This is a genomic window from Candidatus Poriferisodalis sp., from assembly GCF_965204195.1.
Taxonomy (GTDB): domain Bacteria; phylum Actinomycetota; class Acidimicrobiia; order Acidimicrobiales; family Poriferisodalaceae; genus Poriferisodalis.
Map to the genome: position 1 here is coordinate 2,405,390 of NZ_OZ241975.1, position 16,636 is coordinate 2,422,025.

11 protein-coding genes are annotated in these 16,636 nt (G+C 66.9%); 5 read left to right on the forward strand and 6 right to left on the reverse strand.

All coding sequences use genetic code 11. From position 1 onward, the window contains the following. Positions 1 to 4 precede the first annotated feature (4 nt). From ACOGI8_RS10760 to ACOGI8_RS10770, 3 genes are read left to right on the forward strand one after another with little or no spacing between them, the layout of a single operon-like run. Entirely contained in the window at positions 5 to 433 is a 429-nt protein-coding gene (locus ACOGI8_RS10760) for an ATP-binding protein (protein WP_419853799.1), read from the forward strand. Beyond that, complete coding sequence (locus tag ACOGI8_RS10765) at positions 426 to 1,748, forward strand: ABC transporter substrate-binding protein (RefSeq protein ID WP_419853800.1); 1,323 nt, start codon at positions 426 to 428, stop codon at positions 1,746 to 1,748. Before ACOGI8_RS10760 ends, ACOGI8_RS10765 begins: the two co-directional genes overlap by 8 nt. Then, entirely contained in the window at positions 1,745 to 4,048 is a 2,304-nt protein-coding gene (locus ACOGI8_RS10770) for a sensor histidine kinase (RefSeq protein ID WP_419853801.1), read from the forward strand. The genes ACOGI8_RS10765 and ACOGI8_RS10770 overlap by 4 nt, the downstream gene beginning before the upstream one ends. Here the strand turns inward: ACOGI8_RS10770 and ACOGI8_RS10775 are convergent, their stop codons facing one another. Together ACOGI8_RS10775 and uvrA are read right to left on the reverse strand one after the other, a co-directional pair. Beyond that, entirely contained in the window at positions 4,049 to 4,627 is a 579-nt protein-coding gene (locus ACOGI8_RS10775) for a carboxymuconolactone decarboxylase family protein (protein ID WP_419853802.1), read from the reverse strand. A 39-nt stretch (positions 4,628 to 4,666) separates the two neighbouring features. Continuing rightward, positions 4,667 to 7,519, reverse strand: a complete 2,853-nt coding sequence (uvrA, locus tag ACOGI8_RS10780) for an excinuclease ABC subunit UvrA (protein ID WP_419853803.1) — start codon at positions 7,517 to 7,519, stop codon at positions 4,667 to 4,669. A gap of 154 nt (positions 7,520 to 7,673) precedes the next feature. Between uvrA and ACOGI8_RS10785 the strand changes: the two genes are divergently transcribed. After that, a complete protein-coding gene (locus ACOGI8_RS10785) occupies positions 7,674 to 8,765 on the forward strand; it encodes an S-(hydroxymethyl)mycothiol dehydrogenase (protein WP_419853804.1) in 1,092 nt (363 codons plus the stop codon). Here ACOGI8_RS10785 and uvrB read toward each other — a convergent pair. Further along, positions 8,762 to 10,876: an excinuclease ABC subunit UvrB gene (gene uvrB / locus ACOGI8_RS10790; protein WP_419853805.1), complete on the reverse strand. Its 2,115-nt coding sequence runs from the start codon at positions 10,874 to 10,876 to the stop codon at positions 8,762 to 8,764. The two genes, ACOGI8_RS10785 and uvrB, sit on opposite strands and share 4 nt — an antisense overlap. A 173-nt stretch (positions 10,877 to 11,049) precedes the next feature. On the opposite strand from uvrB, the gene ACOGI8_RS10795 reads away from it, so the two are divergent. After that, a complete protein-coding gene (locus tag ACOGI8_RS10795; RefSeq protein WP_419853806.1) occupies positions 11,050 to 11,574 on the forward strand; it encodes a hypothetical protein in 525 nt (174 codons plus the stop codon). 4 nt (positions 11,575 to 11,578) lie between these two features. On the opposite strand, the gene coaE is transcribed toward ACOGI8_RS10795, so the two are convergent. The 3 genes from coaE to polA all read right to left on the reverse strand — a co-directional run bounded on the left by coaE (position 11,579) and on the right by polA (position 16,634). Next, a complete protein-coding gene (gene coaE / locus ACOGI8_RS10800; protein ID WP_419853807.1) occupies positions 11,579 to 12,202 on the reverse strand; it encodes a dephospho-CoA kinase in 624 nt (207 codons plus the stop codon). A 65-nt stretch (positions 12,203 to 12,267) separates the two neighbouring features. Beyond that, the gene (gene rpsA, locus ACOGI8_RS10805) at positions 12,268 to 13,593 is read right to left on the reverse strand and encodes a 30S ribosomal protein S1 (protein WP_419856401.1); all 1,326 of its coding nucleotides are present in this window, start codon (positions 13,591 to 13,593) and stop codon (positions 12,268 to 12,270) included. Positions 13,594 to 13,898: 305 nt separating this feature from the next. Then, positions 13,899 to 16,634, reverse strand: coding sequence for a DNA polymerase I (polA, locus tag ACOGI8_RS10810; RefSeq protein ID WP_419853808.1), 2,736 nt, complete (start codon positions 16,632 to 16,634; stop codon positions 13,899 to 13,901). Positions 16,635 to 16,636: the final 2 nt, after the last annotated feature.

A 16,636-nucleotide genomic window follows, 5' to 3' on the forward strand; every position in this document is an offset into this window, starting at 1 on the left:
ACTCATGCGACGTTCGCTGAACATCACACCAGTGCCGGGCGCTGCTGCCGCCGAAGCGCTCCCGCGCATCGTGGCGTTCGTCGAGGAAATGGCCGAGCTGGACGACTGGACGCCAGACCTCGTCCTCAGGTCTAATCTGATCCTCGAAGAGCTCATCTTGAACACGCTCACACACGGGCGTACCAGCGGACTCAGCGACATCGAGATCACGCTGGAGAGCGGCGAAAGTTCGGTCACCATCACCCTCGTCGACGACGGCGCTGCATTCGATCCCCTGAACGATGAACCGTCTCCCGATACGGATCTACCGCTGCAGGAGCGGTCGATCGGCGGCTTGGGCCTGCACCTCGTGCGCACGATGGCCGAAGATCTTGCGTACAAGCACGCCGACGGCAAGAACCACCTGACGCTGGTCGCCCGGGCTGGTGCCTGACGGCACGGCCAAAATGCGCGCGGGCGTCTCGGCGGCCGCCGTTGCCATTGCCGCCGCTGCCCTGCTCGGCGCCTGCAGCGACCCAGATCGCAGCGGCTCAGACGGCACCGGCCCCACCAACACCGTCGCTGCGCCGGTGCGCCCGACTGTTCCCGACCATCTCAGCGATGAAACCGGCGTGTACCCCGATCGGGTGGTGTTCGGGCAATCGGCCGCGCTGAACGGCCCGGCAGCGGAACTCGGCGTCGGCATGCGCCTCGGCATCCTGGCCGCGTTCGAAGAGGCCAATCGCGCTGGCGGCGTGAACGGACGGCGCCTCGAATTGAGGTCGCTCGACGACCAATACGAACCCGAAGCCGCCATTGCCAACACCACAGCACTCATCGAGAGCAACGAAGTGTTCGCGCTGATCGGCGCTGTGGGAACGCCCACGTCGCGTTCGGCCACCCCCGTGGCGGCCGCAGCCGACATCCCCTACGTGGCACCGTTCACCGGGGCCGGGTTCCTGCGCGACGACGAATGGACCAACATCGTCAACCTTCGTGCCTCGTACGCCCAGGAGACAGAGGAGATGGTGGAGCGCTTGACGGCCGATCTGGGGATCAGGCGGATCGCCGTGCTGTTCCAGGACGACTCGTTCGGACGAGCGGGTTATTTCGGTGCCCTGGCCGCACTTGAGCGACGCGACATGGAACCGGTGGCAATCGGCTTCTACCCGCGCAACACCACAGCCATCAAGACGGCTCTGCTGGACTTGAGAGCAGGCAACCCCGAGGCCGTCATCATGGTCGGTGCGTACGAGCCAGTGGGCACGCTCATTTCCTGGGCACGCAATACGGGCTTCGATCCGGTGTTCATCACGCTGTCCTTCGTCGGAGCCAATGCGCTGGCCGACCAGCTCGGTGCCGAGGGCGAAGGCGTGCTTGTCACCCAAGTCGTGCCATTCCCGTTCGACGACTCCACGCCTGTCGTCGCGGCGTACCGGGCAGCCCTGAATCACTTGGGAACTCTGCACGCCGATTTCGACCATGTCGATGCCGATCCGGTGCCCGGCTTCGTGTCGCTGGAGGGCTACATAGCAGGACGGCTCGCCATCGCCGGCTTGGAGCGATGCGGCAGCGCGGTGACGCGCCGGTGCTTCTTGGACGCCATCTTGGGCGCCGACGCACTTGACATCGACGGCTTTGTGCTGCGTTTCGGCGACGGCCAGAGCGTCACTGAAGACAATCAAGGCTCAGACGCCGTTTTCGTCACCCGAATCGGAGCCGACGGCGCCTACCGCCCCATTGACACGCTGACGAGCGCAGACCGATGACCGAGACAGCTTCCGCCGAAGAGGCACCTTTCGGCGACGAACCCACGCCGGCCGGCGACGCTGCTGACGCTGAGCAGCCCGCCGACGCGTCCCAGCGCGGCGCCCCGAGCGAGCATCGCAAGCCGGCGATCTATCACCGGATCTCGACCCAGATGTATGCGGGCATCGCTGCCCCGCTCTTGCTGACGCTGGCGGCCTCGCTCGTCGCCTGGATCTCGTTCACCCGTGTCGGTGCCGCAGAGAAGGAGGTCAACGAGGGCGCCATCCCGGAGCTGACTGCCGCTTTCGGCGTGGCTGAGTCCAGCAACCGCCTCGTCGCAGGCGGCCCTGAGCTCGCGTCCTCGACCCCGGAGGACTTCGAGACGGTAGTGGATGGGATCGCCGCCGCACGGTCCGAATTCGAGACCCAGCTCGAACTGCTGTGGAATCGCGGCACGGGTTCGATGTGGCTTGGCGAGATGCGGGGCTACGCCGCCCAGCTCAACTCGAACATCGCCGCTATTGAGGCCGACATGCCTGAGTATTTCGCGCTGAGGCTGCAGGCCGACGTGCTCAGGGCCGACGCCGACGAGGCCGTGCGAGACCTCGAATTCCACATCGTGCCATCGCTCGACGATCAGCTCTTCTTCCTCCTCACCGGTCGGCGCCAACTGGACGAAGAATCGGTGCCATACGCCCTCGTCTACCGCACCGATGACGACCTGCTCCTGTACCGCCACTGGTCCGCGTTGACCAGCGACGTAGCGGGATCTGCCGAGCTGTTGGCGAGTGCGTTCAGCGCATCGCAATCGACACTGATCGAGCCGCTGCGCGAGAGCTTCGAATCGACGAGGGATCGCATCGAGATCAGCGTCGCGGCACTCGGCGACGCGGCAGGCGACGATTTTCGTGCGGCTATGGACCGCCTCTTCGCGCTCGGGCTCAACGACGGCAGCGTGTTCGACGTTACTCAGCGACGCCTGCAGATCGAGGAGTCCCAGCGTCGGCTGCTTGCCGAGAACCAAGCCTTGGGCGTGGCGCTGGTCGGCGAGATCGAGTCGCTCGTCGGTGCCGTGGAAACCGACGTCGATGTCGCCACCGAAGCGTCAGCGCAGGCCGTGAACACTGGGCGCCTGCTGCTGGTTGTCATCAGCATCGTCGGCATTCTGGGTGCGCTGCTGATCAGCTGGCTGTTCGTCGGCAAGCGGATCCTGCGGCGCGTCGGCCAGCTGTCGAACCGCATGCGGGCCCTGGCGGGCGGCGATCTTGAGACCCCCGTCGACACGAGGGGCCGCGACGAGGTTGCCGAGATGGCCGACGCTCTCGAACAGTTCCGCAAGGCAGCACTGGAAGTGCAGCGGCTCAATCTGGTCGAGGAGCTCGCCGGTCAGCTCAGCGAGCGCAACGAGCAGCTGTCGCAGACGCTCGCCGACCTGGACCGTGCGCAGGACCAGATCGTGGCGAACGAGAAGCTGGCGGCGCTCGGCGAGGTGACCGCCGGCGTCGCCCACGAGATCCGGAATCCGCTGAACTTCGTCAAGAACTTCGCTGAGTCGTCCGACGAGCTGCTCGAAGAATTGCTCGGAGCGATCGCCGATCCCGAACCGCCTGACGACCAAGCTGACTACATCACCGAGATCACCGGCGACCTCAAGGAGAACCTGACCCGCATCCGCGGGCACGGCGACCGGGCCAACCGCATCGTGGAGAGCATGCTGATGATGGGCCGGGGCGGCGGCGAGTCACGCCCGGTGGAGCTCAACGCCCTGCTCGAAGAGCATGCCATGCTCTCCTACCACAGCGCCCGGGCGCAGGACGCCGACTTCAACGTGACCATCGAGCGCGACTTCGACCCCGACGTGGGCGAGCTGGAGGTCATCCCGCAGGACATGGGCCGCGTGTTCCTCAACCTGGTCACCAATGCCGGCTATGCAGCAAATGAGCGATGGCGGGACCTCGGCGGCGAGCCGGGCAAGATGGTCACCGCGGGCGACAGCGACAGCACGCCCTATTTCCCGACGATCTGGCTGAGCACACAGCGAACCGACGAGTCTGCGGTGATCAAGGTGCGCGACAACGGCACCGGCATCCCGGCCGACGTCGTCCAGCGCATCTTCGAGCCGTTCTTCACCACCAAGCCCACCAATGAGGGCACGGGGCTGGGCTTGGCGATGTCGAACGACATCGTGCGAGGCCACGGCGGTCAGATCTCGGTGGAGAGCGAGCAGGGCGAGTACACCGAGTTCACGGTGGAGCTGCCGCTCGAGCGCGCAGGCCCCGTCGAGCCAATCGAGACCGAAGAACCGTCCCCGGCGAGCTGATCAGTCTCCGTCGGGGAAGGGATCCTCCCAGTCAGGCGGCAGCGGGATCTCGAAGGCGTTCAGCGTCAGCGAGATCAAGCAGTAGTAGCCCACCGTGGTCACCAGCTCGATGACGCCCTCGGTGCCGAACTCCTCGGTGGCGGCGGCGTAGGTCTCATCGCTCATGGCGTGCGACTCGAGCAGCTCTGCCGCGACCCGGTGGGCGACGGCTTCCTGCCCGGTGAACTCCGCGCGCCTGCCCTCCCGGAGCGCATCAAGGTGGCGCTGCTCGATGCCCGCCATCTGGGCCAGGCGTTCGTGGGCGGCGAACTCGAACTTCGACCGGTAGTGCGCCCCGACCGTGCAGATGGCCGCCTCCTTGACCGCCTCGGGAAGGCCGCCCGCAAACCGGACAGCAGCACCCAGCGCCTGCGTGGGTCCCCCAATGGCAGGCGCCCGTACCCAGACGCCATAGGGGCCCACGATGCTCTTGACGTTCAGGTCGGCCGTCGCTGCGCTGCGCGGACCGCTGCGCAAGGCGTCGTACACCTCGCGCCCGCCGCCGGTCAGCTCTTCAGGCGTGATCTCGGGCAGTCTCATCTGGGTGCTCCTTCGTGCGGGGGATTCGTCCGGGGATGCTCAGCCGACGAGCGGTAGCAAGTAGCGGCCGGTATGAGACTCGGGCGTCGCCGCGACCTGCTCAGGCGTGCCTGCGGCCACCACGGTGCCGCCGCCGATGCCCCCTTCGGGACCCATATCGACGATCCAGTCGGCGGTCTTGATCACGTCGAGGTTGTGCTCGATGACCACCACGGTGTTGCCGCCCGACACGAGCCGGTCGAGCACGCCCAGCAGGCGCCGGATGTCCTCGAAGTGCAGGCCGGTGGTGGGCTCGTCGAGGATGTAGATGGTGTGGCCGGTGGACCGCTTCGACAGCTCGCTGGCGAGCTTCACCCGCTGCGCCTCGCCGCCCGACAGCGTCGTGGCGGGCTGCCCCAAACGGATATAGCCCAGGCCCACGTCGACCAGCGTCTGCATGTGACGGCGGATGGGCGGCTGGGCCGAGAAGAACTCCAGGGCGTCCTCGCACGGCATGTTCAGCACGTCGGCGATCGTCATGCCCTTGAACCGGATCTCAAGCGTCTCGCGGTTGTACCGGGCGCCCTTGCACACCTCGCAGGGCACGTACACATCGGGCAAGAAGTGCATCTCGATCTTGATGGTGCCGTCGCCCGAGCAAGCCTCGCAGCGCCCGCCCTTCACGTTGAAGCTGAACCGGCCCGGCAGGTAGCCCCGCACTTTCGCCTCGTTGGTGGCCGCGTACAGCTTGCGGATGTGGTCAAAGACGCCGGTGTAGGTGGCCGGGTTCGACCGGGGCGTGCGGCCGATCGGCGACTGATCGATGTCGATGACCTTGTCGAGCGCCTCGACGCCTTCGATTGCCGTGTGCAGGCCGGGCACCTGCTTGGACGAGTAGATCCGCTGCATCAGCGCCTTGTAGAGGATCTCGTTCACCAGCGTGCTCTTGCCCGAACCCGACACGCCAGTCACGCAGATGAAACAGCCCAAGGGAAACTCGACGTCGATCTTTCGCAGGTTGTGCTCCCGCGCGCCCCGAACGATGAGGCGGTCGTCGCCGCGGGGCCGGCGCTGCGGCGGCGTCGGGATCTCCCGGATGCCCGACAGGTACTCCCCCGTCACCGAGCCCGGCGCGCCCGCCAGCCCGTCGACGGGACCGCTGTAGACGATCTCGCCGCCGTGCTCTCCGGCGCCCGGGCCGATGTCGACCACCCAATCTGCCACCGAGATGGTTTCGAGATCGTGCTCCACCACCAGCACGGTGTTGCCGAGGTCGCGCAGGTGCAGCAGCGTGTCGATCAAGCGGCGGTTGTCGCGCTGGTGCAGCCCGATGGACGGCTCGTCGAGCACATACAGCACGCCTTCCAGCCCGCTGCCGATCTGGCTCGCCAGTCGGATGCGCTGCGCCTCGCCGCCGGCCAGCGTGGCCGCTGAACGGTTCAGCGTCAGGTAGTCCAGGCCGACGTCGAGCAGGAAGTTCAGCCGTGCATCGATCTCCTTGACGATCGGCGCGGCGATGATGCGTTGCCGCTCGGTGAGATCGAGGCCGTCGATGATCTTCGCTGCCTCGCCGATCGACGCCGAGCAGAGCTCGAAGATGTTCCGGCCGGCGACGCGCACGGCCAGCGACACCTCGTTGAGCCGCGCGCCGTGGCAGGTCCCGCATGGCACCTCGCGCATATAGCCCTCGATGCGGTTGCGCGACCAGTCGCTCTCGGTGTCGGCATGGCGGCGGCGCAGGAACGGGATCACGCCCTCGTAGCGCGTGGTGTAGCTGCGCGAGCGGCCATAGCGGTTGCGGTAGCGCACGGTGATCTGCTCGCCAGCAGGCGCTCCCTCGAGCAGCAGCTTGCGCTGGGCCGCTTCCAGCTCAGCCCACGGCACATCGAGCGGGATGCCGTGCTGCTCGCCGACCGCTTCGAGCAGACGGGTGAACCACTTGCCGGTTGCTCCCGCCCACGGGGCGAGCGCACCAGCCGCCACCGACAACTCGGTGTTGGGCACCACCAGCTCGGGGTCGACCTCGTACCGGGTGCCGAGGCCATCGCAGGTCTGGCAAGCGCCGTACGGGGAGTTGAACGAGAAGTTGCGAGGTGCCAGCTCCTCGAACGAACGGCCGGTGGTCGGCGAGAACAGGTGCTGGCTGAATGTGAGCATCTCCGATTCGTCAGCCTCACCGTTGCCGCCGGGAACCTGGTGAATCCAGACGTGGCCGTCGGCCAGCCCCAGCGCAGCCTCCACCGATTCGGCGAGGCGCTGGGAGATGTCGCCACGCATGATCAACCGGTCGACGATGACCTCGATGTCATGGTTGACGTAGCGATCCAGTCGCTCGATCTCATCGGTGCTGCCGAGATCCAGAACATCGCCGTCGACACGCACGCGGGCGTAACCCTGCCTGGCGAAGTCGCCGAGCTGCGTGTGGTAATCGCCCTTGCGTCCGCGCACCACCGGGGCGAGCACCTCGAAACGAGACCCCTCACCGAGCTCCATGATCCGGTCCACGATCTGCTGCGCCGTCTGTCGCTCGACGACCTCGCCGGTCTGCGGGTCATGCTGGATGCCGATGCGGGCATAGAGCAGCCGCAGGTAGTCGTACACCTCGGTGATCGTTCCGACCGTGGAACGCGGGTTGCGGCTGGCGCTCTTCTGGTCGATGGAGATCGCCGGCGACAGGCCTTCAAGGAAGTCGACGTCGGGCTTGTCCATCTGGCCCAGGAACTGGCGCGCATAGGCCGACAACGATTCGACGTAGCGTCGCTGCCCCTCGGCGTAGATGGTGTCGAAGGCGAGCGACGACTTGCCGCTGCCCGACAAGCCGGTGAAGACGATCATGCGATCGCGGGGCAGTTCGACATTCACATTGCGCAGGTTGTGCTCGCGCGCCCCGCGGACGATCAACTGCTCACCCATGCCGGTGCCTCACCATGCTGCGGCGATCCTACCCATGCACCTCGGCCGGCCCCCGGACTCAAACACAAGTTCGTGCGGATCGCGGGGCACAGGATCCTGCCGCCTTCGCAGTTGACGGACTAGGCGCTGCAATCGGCAGAACTAGGGTCGCGTCATGCCATACGAAGTACAAGGCGTCGTCGCCACAGCCGTCAACGAGCCGGTCAGGGTCGAGACGATCGTGATCCCCGACCCCGGTCCGGGCGAGGTCATCGTCGACGTGCAAGCGTGCGGCGTGTGTCACACCGACCTGCACTACCGCCAAGGTGCCATCAACGATGAGTTCCCGTTCCTGCTGGGGCACGAGGCCGCTGGCGTTGTATCGGAGGTCGGCGACGACGTCACCAATGTCGCCGTCGGCGATTTCGTCGTTCTGAATTGGCGGGCTGTCTGCGGCAACTGCCGGGCATGCCGACGCGGCCGCCCGTGGTACTGCTTCGCCACCCACAATGCCTCGCAGAAGATGACCCTTGACGGCGTCGATCTGTCGCCGGCTCTGGGCATCGGGGCGTTCGCCCCGAAGACGCTGGTAGCCGCGGGACAGGCCACCAAGGTGGATCCTGCGGCTCCGCCGGAGGTTGCCGGACTCATCGGCTGCGGAGTCATGGCCGGCTTGGGTGCCGCTGTGAACACTGGCGGTGTCAGCCGCGGCGACAGCGTGGCCGTGTTCGGCTGCGGCGGTGTCGGCGACGCGGCGATTTGCGGTGCGCTCCTAGCCGGAGCACACACGATCATCGGCGTCGACATCGACGACCGCAAGCTGGAATGGGCCCGCGAGTTCGGCGCCACCCACACGATCAACTCGACCGGCATGAGCAACGACGAGGTCGTCGAGTCGATCCGCAAGCTGACCGGTGGCAACGGCGTGGACGTGGCCATCGAGGCCGTGGGCTTGCCCCAGACCTATGAGCAGGCCTTCTACTCCCGCGACCTGGCCGGCACCGTGGTGCTGGTGGGAGTACCGAACCCGACCATGAAGATCGAGCTGCCGATGATCGAGGTGTTCGGGCGCGGCGGCTCGCTGAAGAGCTCGTGGTACGGCGACTGCCTGCCCAACCGTGACTTCCCCATGTTCGTCGACCTGCACCTGCAGGACCGGCTGCCGCTGGACAAGTTCGTCAGCGAGACGATCGGGATTGATGGCGTCGAGGAAGCGTTCGAGAAGATGGAGCACGGCGAGGTGCTGCGCTCCGTCGTGATGCTCTAAGCACTCGCGTCGCGCAGGTCCCGGCGGAGTTCCCTGAGCTCATCTCGTAGACGGGCTGCGTACTCGAATCGCAGGTCGGCGGCGGCCTCGGCCATCTCCTCCTCCAGCGAAGCAATGAGACGGGTCAAATCGTCGGCCGGCAGGTCGCCGTAGGCAGCTTTCATCCGTTCGGCCGTCACGCGGCCCGACACCAGCTTCTCGGGCACCGGCGCCGTCTCCGCCGGACCTCGCAGCACTTCAAGAATGTCGGTGACGGCCTTGCGGATCGTCTGCGGGTCGATGCCGTGCTCGGCGTTGTACGCCTGCTGCAGGCCCCGCCGCCGATTGGTCTCGGACACGGCGCGATGCATCGACGGCGTGAACTCGTCGGCGTACATCACCACCTGGCCGTCGACATTGCGTGCCGCTCGCCCGATGGTCTGGATGAGCGACGTCTCGCTGCGCAGGAACCCCTCCTTGTCGGCGTCCAGGATCGCCACGAGGCTCACTTCGGGCAGGTCCAAACCTTCCCGCAGCAGGTTGATGCCCACCAGCACGTCGAAGTGGCCGAGCCGCAGGTCGCGCAGAATCTCGATCCGCTCGATGGTGTCGATCTCGCTGTGCAGGTACCGCACTCGCACGCCCAGCTCCAGCAGGTAGTCGGTGAGGTCTTCAGCCATCTTCTTGGTGAGCGTGGTCACGAGCACCCGCTGGCCCTGCTCGGTGACCCGCTCGATCTCACCCATCAGGTCGTCGATCTGGCCCTTGGTCGGCCGCACCACGATCTCGGGGTCGACCAGACCGGTCGGGCGGACGATCTGCTCCACCACCTGGCTGCTCGTGCGCAGCTCGTAGTCACCCGGCGTGGCCGACAGGAACACCACCTGGTTCAGCCGCTCCATCACTTCCTCGAAGCGCAGGGGCCGGTTGTCACGCGCGGAGGGCAGCCGGAAGCCGTGCTCCACCAGGGTGTCCTTGCGCCGCCGGTCGCCGGCGAACTGGCCGTGCAGCTGGGGCACGGCAACGTGGCTCTCGTCGATGACCAGCAGGTAGTCGTCGGGGAAGAAGTCGAGCAGGGTGTACGGCGGCTCGTCGTACACCCTCCCGTCGAGGTGCATCGAATAGTTCTCGACGCCGTTGCAGTAGCCCAACTCGGCCAGCATCTCGAGGTCGTACTCGGTGCGCATCCGCAGCCGCTGCGCCTCGAGCAGCTTGTTCTCCTTCTCGAAGAACTGCAGTCGCTCGGCGAGCTCGGCCTCGATCTTGGCGATCGCCGTCCGCATCTTGTCCTCGCCGGTGACGTAATGCGACGCCGGGAAGACCGTCACCTCTTCGAGCTCGCCGAGACGCTCGCCGGTCACCGGGTCGATGCGGCTGATGCGATCGATCTCGTCGCCGAACAGCTCTACCCGCACCAAGAATTCTTCGTAGGCAGGATGGACTTCGAGCGTGTCGCCGCGCACCCGGAATCGACCCCGCACCAGGTTCGTGTCGTTGCGCTCGTACTGCATGTCGACAAGCCGGCGCAGCACCGCCCGTTGGTCGACCACCTCGCCCACACGCAGGTACAGCATCTGGCGCAGGTATTCCTCCGGCGCGCCCAACCCGTAGATGGCCGAGACCGATGCCACCACGATCACGTCCCGGCGGGTCAGCAGGGCAGCCGTGGCCGAATGCCGCAGCCGGTCGATCTCGTCGTTGATGCTGGAGTCTTTCTCGATGTAGGTGTCCGAGGCCGGCATGTAGGCCTCGGGCTGGTAGTAGTCGTAGTAGGAGACGAAGTACTCCACACGATTGTCGGGAAAGAACTCGCGGAACTCGTTCGCAAGCTGTGCCGCCAGCGACTTGTTGGGAGCGAGCACCAACGTCGGACGCTGCGCCCGCTCGATCGTCCACGCGATCGTGGCGCTCTTGCCCGAACCGGTGATGCCCAGCAGCGTCTGGAACCGGTCGCCGCGGATGACGCCATCCGCGAGCTCGGCCACGGCGCGTGGCTGGTCGCCGGCCGGCTCGAAGCCCGCGCTGACCCGGAACGGGTGGGCGGCAGTCGGCTCAGGCAGCCAGGGGCGGGCTCGGCCGGGCTCGACTGCGCCTGCGTCCTGCTGCGACGGCGCCGTAGAGACGGATGCCATGACCGAGAGGCTACGGCCGTAGCGTCACGCGATTCCGGCAGCTATCAACCGCCCGCGCGCATGGGGAACGACCCCGCCAGCGCGGTGCCCCCGTGCGACCGGCCGGGTGGTTATCCTGCCGCGCTGACCGCCGACCTGTCGATACCCGACTCTTTCACGACCCGAGACCGCCCATGAGCCGCGACGAACCAGACGCATCTGAGTCCGACGACGACGCGCTCGACGACGCCATGGATGACCCTGACCTGCTGGGCGACGACTTCGAACCGGTCCCCGACGATCTCGAAGCCGAAGAGCTGGGGGTGACGGAACTCGACGACGACATCGAGGACGTCGACGACTTGGATGGCGACGGGTTGGACACAGGCGAGACGGCGTCGTCAGACGATGACTCCGGGCCGAGCCGCGAAGTGCCCGCCGGGGTGCGCCCCGCCACAGACGATGAAGACGACGACGATGACGACGAGGAGCTCGAGGCGGATCTCGGCGAGATCCTCAAGGAGCGGCTGGCGTCTGAGGACGAGGACGAAGACGACGAGGACGACGAGATCGGCATCGTCACAGGATCCCGTTCAGCCTCCAAGCAGGAAGACGAGATCCTGTGCCAAGGCTGCTTCCTGCTGATCAAGCCGTCCCAGTTCGATACGCGCTCACCGGAGCCCAGCTGCCCCCACTGCGGGACCCCGATCATTTTCTGACTGCTCAGGTCGGCAGGTGCGGTAACGCGCTGGCCCAGTCGAAGGCTGCTTCGACCGCAGCTTCGAGTTCCTCTAGGCCGCCGGAATTGTCGATGACCCAGTCGGCGATGGCCAGCCGCTCGTCACGCGATAACTGTGCGGCGATGCGCGCACGTGCATCATCGGCGGAGAACCCCCGCGAGGTCACGAGCCGCTCCACAGCAAGCTCGGTCGGCGTGTCCACCACCAGGATCCCGCTGGTCTGGTAGCGCGGCCGCTGACCCTTGGCCAGCCCCTCGCCGAGCAGCGGGATGTCGAGCACCACCAGATGATCGGTGCCCTCCAGCTCGCCCAGCCGGCGACGGATCTCCCGACCAACCGGCGGATGGGTGATCGCATTCAGATCGGCGAGTGCGTCAGGATCGTTGAACACGATGGCTGCAACCGAGCCGCGGTCGAGCGTGCCGTCGGGCGCCACGATGTGATCGCCGAAGCGCTCCACCATCTCGGTGAAGACCGGACTGCCAGGTGCCTGTTGCTCGCGGACGATGGCGTCGGCGTCGATCAGCACGGCACCGCGGCGGGCAAAGCCCGAAGCGACTGTGCTCTTGCCGCTGCCGATGCCGCCGGTCAGCCCGACTGTGATCATCGGGCCGTAGTCAACCGATGGGGGCTTGACGGCTGCAGGTTCAAGCTCAGCAGGAAACTGGCGGGCTAGCCGTCGCCTTCCGGGGCAGCCGCGGCGGGCTCGCCGTCGGCGCCCTGGCTCTCATAGTGCGCGAGGGCCTGACGGTAGGCCTCCTCGCCGTGCTCCTCGTAGTACTCACGCCACGCCCGCTCGGCTTCCGATTCCTCGCCGTCGGCAGGCGTCTCGTAGCTGAACTCGCCGATGAAGTTGCCTTCCTCGTCGTAGGCGTGATCGCCGAACGCCTCGCGGTATTCCTCCGCGACCACACCGCCTTCGGCGGCCTGCTTGATCGACAGGCTGATGCGTCGGCGCTGCAAGTCGAGATCGATGATCTTCACCCAGAGCTCCTCGCCGGGCGTCACCACCTGTTCGGGCAGCTCGACGTGGTGGGCAGACATCTCCGAGATGTGCACCAGGCCTTCGATGCCATCGCCGACCTGCACGAACGCGCCGAACGGCACGAGCTTGGTGACCCGGCCGTAAACCAGCTCCTCGACCCGGTGGGAGTTCGCGAATGCTTCCCACGGATCCTGCTGCGTCGCCTTCAGGGAGAGCGAGATGCGCTCGCGCTCACGGTCGATCTCGAGCACCTCCACCGTGACCTCGTCGCCGATGCTGACCACCGAGCTGGGGTGATCGACGTGCTTCCAGGACAGCTCCGAGACATGAATGAGGCCGTCCATGCCGCCAAGGTCGACGAATGCACCGAAGCTGACCACCGACGAGACCCGACCGGTCCGCCGCTCGCCGCGCTGGAGATCCCGCAAGAAGCCCTCCCGCTCCTCCTTGAGGCTCTCTTCGAGCCAGGCACGCCGGCTGAGCACCACGTTGTTGCGGTTCTTGTCGAGCTCGATGATCTTCGCTTCAAGCTCACGGCCCACATAGGGAGCCAGATCACGAACGCGCCGGAGCTCCACCAGCGATGCCGGCAGGAAACCCCGCAAGCCGATGTCGACGATCAGCCCGCCCTTCACCACCTCGATGACGGGGCCCTTGACGACGCCGTTGGATTCGCGGATCTCTTCTATGCGGCCCCAAGCGCGCTCGTACTGCGCCCGCTTCTTGGACAGCACCAGGCGACCGTCGGGATCTTCCTTCTGGAGGACGAGGGCCTCGATCTGGTCGCCGACCTCCACGACCTCGGACGGGTCGATGTCGTGACGGATGGAGAGTTCGCGCGACGGGATGACACCCTCAGACTTGAAGCCGATGTCGAGCAGCACCTCGTCGCGGTCGACCCGCACGATGGTGCCGGCCACGATGTCACCGTCGTCGAACTCAACGATGGTCTGCGCGACGGCGTCCTCGAACGATGTGTCGCCGAGATCGTCGACGGTGACGGTCCGCGGCACATAGTCGCCGGCGTCGGTGAAGGTGCCGAAGTCGCCCGTAGACGCCCCGTTGCCGCTCTCGTCGCTTGCGCTCTCGACGCTTGGCGCCTCGGGCGGTGTCTCCGGGGAGTCGTCGGGTGCCGGGGACTCGGCGAGTGCTGGGTCTTCGAGGTCTGGAGCGGGGGCAATTGCGTCGGTCACGGGGGAATGCTCAGGTCGGGAATACGGGCGCAGGCGGCTGAGCGCGCCGCACACAGCGCACGGAAAGGCTACCGGCGGCGCCGTCCATCAGGCCCGGGGCGCTCAGACGGGGCCTGTTCGCAGGGTCAGCCCTTGGCGTCTGCCCACGTGGCGCCGGCAGCGACATGTACTTCCAGCGGCACCGCTAGGTCGGCGGCGCTGCGCATCACGTCGACCGTCAGCTCGGTCACCTCGGCGGCTTCGGCAGGAGGTACTTCCAGGATCACCTCGTCGTGCACCTGCAGTACCAGCCGGCTGGCTGCGGAACGGGCCTGCAGCGCCTCGTCCAGCCGGATGAGCGCCACCTTGAAGATGTCGGCCGCGAGCCCCTGGATGGGGGCATTCATGGCCTGCCGCTCGGCGGCCTGGCGCACCCGGAAGTTGCGCGACGTCAACTCGGGGAGCGGGCGGCGCCGGCCGAAGGCTGTCTCGGTGTAGCCCCGCTCGCGGCTCTGCTCCACCACCCCCTCCATAAACGAGCGCACCTTGGGGAACGCCTTGAAATAGGCGTCGAGGATCTCTGCCGCCTCGCCCGTGGGCACGCCCAGGCGCTGGCCAAGGCCATATGCCTCCATCCCGTAGGCCAGGCCGTAACTCACCATCTTCGCCACCGACCGCTGCTGCGGGTCGACCTCGGTAGGGCCGATGCCGAACAGGGATGCGGCAGTCGCGCTGTGGATGTCGTGGCCGGCCTCGAAGGCGCCCACGAGGCCCGGATCACCGGACAGGTGGGCGATCACCCGCAGCTCGATCTGGTTGTAGTCGGCAATCAGCAGCTCGCAACCGTCGGCTGGCACGAACGCACGTCGGAACAGTCGGCCCTGCTCGGTGCGGACTGGGATGTTGTGCAGGTTCGGGTCTTCGGAGCTGAGCCTGCCGGTGCGCGCCACCGTCTGGTTGAACGTGGCGTGAATGCGGCCGTCGGGCTCGACGCATTCGAGCAGGCTGACGCCATAGGTGGAACGCAACTTCTCCACTTCCCGGAACGCCAGCAGCCGGTCCACGATGAGGTGCTCGCCCCGTAGTGACTCCAGCGCCGCTGCGCTCGTGGAGTAGCCGGTCTTGGTCTTGCGCTGGGGTGTCAGCCCCAAGTCCTCGAAGAGCACTTCCGCTAGCTGCTTGGGTGAGTTGACGTTGAGATCGTCACGGCCGGCCAGGCGCCGTACCTCGGCCTCCAGTGAGAACACCTCGCCCGTGAGATGGTCGCGCAGCGATTCGAGCTCGCCGCGGTCGACACCGATGCCGGCCATTTCCATGCGAGCCAGCACGCTGATGAGCGGACGCTCCACATCCCGGTACAGGTCGGACATGCCCAAGCTCTCGAGCTGCTGATCGAGCATCGGCGCCAGCATCGCCACCGCCAGGGCGTCACGAGCGGCAACGACGCCATCGGTGGGTCCGCCGGCGTCGAGGTCATCGAAGCCCAGCTGGCCCTCGGTGTCGCCGCCGGCAAGCTCCGTACGGCAATGGCGGGCGAGGAGCGCTCTCAGCTCGTCGCGACCCTCCGACGGTTGGATGAGATAGGCGGCGATCGAGGTATCGACGGCCAGCCCGGCGAGTGCCGCACCGGCATCCAGATCGCCGGGCAGGCGACCAAGAGCACGCATCAGCTCCTTCGCATGGTGGATGTGGATGCCCGGCCCGTCACCCCCCAGCAGGCGGGCGCACTCCGCCGCGATCTCGGGCACAGCGAGATCATGTGGACCGAGCGCGAGCACCGTGCCCTGCGAGGGATCGACCGCCACCGCCAGCACACCCAGGGTGCCGTCAGCCTCGACGGTGAACCCGAGCGCGACCGGCTCATCGCGGCGCGAGAGCTCGCTCAGCTGCACTGCGGCATTGGCGCCACGAGCACCCGAGTCGGCATCGACCGGCAGCAGCTGCACTTCGGCGAGCTGGGCAGTCTCCGCCGAACCTGCGCCCAGCGCCAGCAGGCCATCCAGGGCCGTGCCGGCCAGTGCCTCACGCAGACGAGCGTGCAGGGTGCCGAATTCCAGGAACTCGAACGTGCGCGTCACCAGGTCGGCGTCGAACCCGCTCCACTGCAGATCAGCGGGCGTGGCGTCGATCGGCGCGTCCGTCCGCAGCGTCATCAAGTCGACGTTGCGGCGCACGACCTCGCCGTGGGCCGCAAGGTTCTCGGCCAGCTTCGGAGTCTGCTCGGCTGCTGCAGCCAGCAGCGCCTCGATACTGCCGTACTTGTTGAGGAGCTTGGCGGCCGTCTTCTCCCCCACGCCGGGCACCCCTGGCAGGTTGTCGGACGGGTCGCCGCGCAGCGCGGCGTATTGGACATACAGGTCCGGTGTGACGCCAGTGCGCTCGGCGATGCCCGCTTCGTCGTAGAGCGCGTAGTCGGTGACCCCCCGGCGGTTGTAGAGCACCTGGACCTTGGGGTCGTGCGCGAGTTGGTACACGTCGCGGTCGCCGCTGACGATGAGCACATCGTCGCCGCGCTGTTCTGCCTCGGACGCCAGCGTCGCCAGCAGGTCGTCGGCCTCGAAACCGGCGCAGTCGATCGCCGGGATGCTCAGCGACTCGAGCACTTGGCGCACGAGGCCGAGCTGATCGATGAGCGTTGTCGGGGTCTCGTCGCGGTGAGCCTTGTATTCGGGTGCTGCGGCGTGGCGGAACGTCGGCTCCCGGCGATCGAAGCACACGGCGATCGCGTCAGGACGGTGGTCGCGCACCAGGTTGATGAGCATGGATGTGAACCCGAAGACGGCGCCGGTGGGCTGCCCTGAGCGGGTGGCCATGTCTTCGGGCACGGCAAAGAAGGCCCGGTACGTCAGCGAATTCCCGTCGAGCAAGAGGAGCTTCGACATGG

Excerpts from the sequence above, each read along its gene's own strand:
- ACOGI8_RS10760 (WP_419853799.1), top strand. The coding sequence starts at position 5 with ATGCGACGTTCGCTGAACATCACACCAGTGCCGGGCGCTGCTGCCGCC.
- ACOGI8_RS10770 (WP_419853801.1), top strand. The coding sequence starts at position 1,745 with ATGACCGAGACAGCTTCCGCCGAAGAGGCACCTTTCGGCGACGAACCC.
- ACOGI8_RS10775 (WP_419853802.1), bottom strand. The coding sequence starts at position 4,627 with ATGAGACTGCCCGAGATCACGCCTGAAGAGCTGACCGGCGGCGGGCGC.
- uvrA (WP_419853803.1), bottom strand. The coding sequence starts at position 7,519 with ATGGGTGAGCAGTTGATCGTCCGCGGGGCGCGCGAGCACAACCTGCGC.
- ACOGI8_RS10785 (WP_419853804.1), top strand. The coding sequence starts at position 7,674 with ATGCCATACGAAGTACAAGGCGTCGTCGCCACAGCCGTCAACGAGCCG.
- uvrB (WP_419853805.1), bottom strand. The coding sequence starts at position 10,876 with ATGGCATCCGTCTCTACGGCGCCGTCGCAGCAGGACGCAGGCGCAGTC.
- ACOGI8_RS10795 (WP_419853806.1), top strand. The coding sequence starts at position 11,050 with ATGAGCCGCGACGAACCAGACGCATCTGAGTCCGACGACGACGCGCTC.
- coaE (WP_419853807.1), bottom strand. The coding sequence starts at position 12,202 with ATGATCACAGTCGGGCTGACCGGCGGCATCGGCAGCGGCAAGAGCACA.
- polA (WP_419853808.1), bottom strand. The coding sequence starts at position 16,634 with ATGTCGAAGCTCCTCTTGCTCGACGGGAATTCGCTGACGTACCGGGCC.